The organism is uncultured Chitinophaga sp. (assembly GCF_902168175.1).
GTDB lineage: Bacteria > Bacteroidota > Bacteroidia > Chitinophagales > Chitinophagaceae > Chitinophaga.
This window is the reverse complement of the sequence record NZ_CABHOU010000047.1, coordinates 1-3,899: the sequence shown is the minus strand read 5'-3', so window position 1 is coordinate 3,899 and position 3,899 is coordinate 1. Positions and strand designations below refer to the sequence as shown.

At 47.6% G+C, this 3,899-nt stretch carries 3 protein-coding genes; 2 read left to right on the top strand and 1 reads right to left on the bottom strand.

What is annotated here, in order from left to right:
* Nucleotides 1-2,381 (top strand): TonB-dependent receptor (locus QZT80_RS09910; RefSeq protein WP_295121245.1); only part of this gene is annotated, 2,381 nt, incomplete at its 5' end.
* An 82-nt stretch (nucleotides 2,382-2,463) separates the two neighbouring features.
* Here QZT80_RS09910 and QZT80_RS09905 read toward each other — a convergent pair.
* The gene (locus QZT80_RS09905) at nucleotides 2,464-2,976 is read right to left on the bottom strand and encodes a DinB family protein (RefSeq protein WP_295121242.1); all 513 of its coding nucleotides are present in this window, start codon (nucleotides 2,974-2,976) and stop codon (nucleotides 2,464-2,466) included.
* A gap of 37 nt (nucleotides 2,977-3,013) precedes the next feature.
* On the opposite strand from QZT80_RS09905, the gene QZT80_RS09900 reads away from it, so the two are divergent.
* A complete protein-coding gene (locus QZT80_RS09900; protein ID WP_295121239.1) occupies nucleotides 3,014-3,664 on the top strand; it encodes an RNA polymerase sigma factor in 651 nt (216 codons plus the stop codon).
* Nucleotides 3,665-3,899: the final 235 nt, after the last annotated feature.

Below are 3,899 nucleotides of genomic sequence, written 5' to 3'. Positions count from 1 at the left end.
TGGGTGCTTTTACAGACGATAACGGGGAATACCGTATCCAGCATATCAAACCAGGTACTTACACAGTGCAGGTGTCTTTTGCAGGCAAATTACAGAAAACAGAAAGTGTCACACTTACAGCGGGTAATAATACCAGGCTTGATATCGAAATATCTTCAGGCACCCGCAACCTCGATGAGGTGGTGGTAGAAACCAGCAAAATCATGAACCGTGCTGCCGCTACTGCGAATAAGATCCCGCTTAGCTCCCTGGAAACGCCGCAGATCGTGCATTCCATCTCTAACGTGATCCTGCGTAAGCAAAATGCCATGACGCTGGAAGATGCGATGAAAAACGCGCCTGGTGTTGCCAAACTATGGGATGCAACCAGTCGTCCGGACGGTGGTTCTATCTTTGTAAGCCGCGGGTTCCAGGTAACTACCAAGGTGCGTAACGGCCTGCCTAACATCGTAAACACGAACGTAGAAATGGCGAACCTCGAGCGTATAGAGATCATCAAAGGCCCATCGGCTACTATGTTCGGCAGTATCGTATCTTCTTATGGCGGACTTATCAACCGCGTTACCAAAAGACCTTACTTCGATAATGGTGGGTATGCGGATGTGTCTTACGGCAGCTTCAACTTCTACCGCGCTTCGGCCGATGCCAACTTCGTGATCAAAAAAGATAAGATCGCCGCAAGACTTAACATCGCCGGTCAGAACCAGGATAGCTGGCAGGATGCAGGTTTCCAGCGTAGCTATATCATCGCACCGTCTTTCATTTATAAACCGAATGAAAGGTTTACGCTGAATGTGGATGCGGAAATCGTTGGGTCTAAAGGCAACAGCAACGGTGGTAATTTTATGTTCGTACTGGCACCCAGTACGGTAAACGGGGCGCTGAGCGGTGTATTACTGCAACAGGGCCTGACCGAACAACAGGTGGCAGGGATCATGTCGCAGGCGCCACAAACGTTTAAACAGGCTTTTGGTACCGATAGGGTAGATGAGCTGAAACTCGATTACAACCGCTCTTTCCTGCATAACGATGTGTATCCTACCACACAGTCCAACGCTTACTTTGCCGATGCTACTTACAAACTATCGTCGCACTGGACTTCTCAAACTGCCTTTACTTACAGCCTGAGCCACAATAATGGTTATTCGGCTTATCAATACATTCTGCCTAACTATCTGCCTGCATTTATTAATTCGGTGTTTACCGGTACGCCAAACTTCGGCACCGCTGGTACCGACAGCATTGCGCGCATGGTGTGGCATCCTGTAGGCAGCACGAATACGATCAATGCACAGCAAAACTTTGTGTCTGACTACCAGTGGGGTAAGGTGAGGAACCGCGCGGTGATTGGTATTGATTATGCCCGTTACAACTCGATGGTTACCTACAACCGTTTCATCGGCAGCCTTTACGGTGTTCCTTATGCAGACGTGTTCGATATTGTACCAGCTAACGGCAACTCGCCTAAAATGGACGATTTCAATAAAGCGAATGTGTTGAACGCTTTCGCTACCCGCCCGCCAACCGTGTTGCCGTATGACCAGCGTTCGGAAGTATGGAGCGGCTACGTCAACAATGTGACCAATATCACTGATTACGTGATCGTGTCTGCGGGTGTTCGCCTGGATAATTTCAGGAACAGGGTGACTGACCAGGACCAAACAAAGTGGTCGCCTAAGTTCGGTTTGATCATTATGCCGGTTAAAGATGTACTCAGCATTTTCGCTAATTACCAGAACAGCTTTACCAATAAGTTTGGCGCCGACAAAAACAACAAACCGTTTGAGCCGGAAGAAGCGAATCAGAAAGAAGTAGGTGTGAAGTACAGCCTGTTCAAAAACAAACTTACCGGTAGCATCAGTTACTACGATATCCTGGCAAAAAATATGATCCGTACCGATATGAGCGATCCGCAGTTTAACATCCAGGACGGCGAGCAAAAGAGCAAGGGCCTGGAAGCAGAGATCGTGGCTAACCCGGTTACCGGCTGGACGATCCTGTTTGGTTACGCTTATAACGACAGCCGTTATGTAAAAGCAGAAGCCGATGTACAGGGACTTCGCCCGGTTGGCAGCGGTCCGTTCAACATGGCTAACTTCTGGACAAACTATACGTTCACAGAAACCAAACTGAAAGGCCTGGGTATCGGTGTAAGCCTTAACTATTCCGGCGAGTCGTACGCCTTTAACCAGCGTCCTGATGGTGGGCTTATCCTGCCTTCGTACGCGATACTGGGTTCACATATCACTTACGATATGAAGCGTTTTCGCCTGGGTGTAAAGGTGAATAACATCGCCAATGAAGAGTACTGGATGGGCTGGAGCAGCATCATTCCTCAAATGAAAAGGCAGTTGATCGGCACGTTGACCGTGAAGTTCTGATTCCCTTTTCCGGTATAAATGCAAATAGTGCATACGGGTTTCTGCAGCGCCCATATGCACTATTTTATTTTTATAAGATGGATTAACCAGCTTTCATTCCCTGGCTTTGTTCGTAGGTAGGTCCGTACAGCCCGGGCACTTTATTGCCGGTCGCCCGTAAATACACGATCATTTCACCACGGTGATGGTAAACATGGTTGAATAAGAAGTTACGGATCACAATACCCCTTGGCATGGGGCCTACCATGATCTTATCGCCCGCTTTCATCGTCCATGCGTCCTGTAGCTGCTCTTCTTTAAGGTTGAGTAAGGCCTCCCTTGCCTGCTTCACATTTTTCTCAAATAACTCCAGCGTAGCCTTAATGTCCCCCGTATCGCCCCGTTCCATTTTGTCGGCCAACAGGTCGTACTCCGTTTTTGTGAGGGTGCCCACATACCAGTAATAAATCGTAGCAAGGTGTTGGGCCAGTTCGCCCATGGTCCAGGATATGGGCGAGGGTTTAAATTGGAGGTCCTTTTCCGGAACGGCTTCCAGCAACGTCCTGGTGTTATTCACTTCATGTTCAAATTCGCCGATTAAGGTTTGTAAGATCATATAATAAGTGTTTAGATGAGAAGATAAAGGATTCTATATGCTTTCCCGAAAATTCAATATTTTACAGCGCAATACAGGGCTAAATAAGTTGGAGAGGAACGATATAAATACAGACCGGGCACTTTTTTCGAGAATATCCGAAGGTGATGAGAAGGCATTTGAAGAATTGTTTCATATTTATATGCCACAGCTCTACCGTATTATCTACAACCTCGTTCCTTCAGAAACTACCGTCAAAGATCTTGCCCAGGAAGTTTTTCTACACTTATGGCTGGGCCGCGATAAACTTTCAGCCATCGACGAACCGCAGCACTGGATATTCCGCATCGCCTATAACCGGTCGTTCAAATACCTGAAACAGCAGCAGCTCCGGAAAGTGGAGCCGGTACAGTCTGAACTCGGTGGCGAATACCGTTTGCACGCCAATGAAACAGAAGAGGCCGTAAATCTTTCCGAAACCAAACGCCTGATACACCAGGCCATACATGAGTTGCCGGAACAGCAACACCGTATTTATCAAATGAACCGGGTATCCGGCCAAAAGCCGGCCGAAATAGCCGCCGAACTTGGCATTTCCATCCAGGCCGTTCGTAACTCACTAACCCGTTCTGCCAAAACGATCAGGGAATTCCTGGTAGGGCAGGGCATCGAAATCCCCCTCATCCTGATCCTTTTATACCCTGTCTGAAAAAATATTTGTTAGCCGGTGTGTATATTTTCTTTTGGCAGGGTACATAGTATATGTGTACCGCCGAAAGGCAGATTATATCGCCAGGTTACGGGAGTAATATTAAATTAAACAATAACGCTTGAACAGGGAAATTATCGAAAGAGCAGATCAATTGCTGGAACTGGTACGGACCAAAAAAGCCGCAGCTGGTGATTATGACGAACTGCTGCAACTTATGGACGCGCATACAGAG

Excerpts from the sequence above, each read along its gene's own strand:
- QZT80_RS09905 (WP_295121242.1), bottom strand. The coding sequence starts at position 2,976 with ATGATCTTACAAACCTTAATCGGCGAATTTGAACATGAAGTGAATAAC.
- QZT80_RS09900 (WP_295121239.1), top strand. The coding sequence starts at position 3,014 with ATGCTTTCCCGAAAATTCAATATTTTACAGCGCAATACAGGGCTAAAT.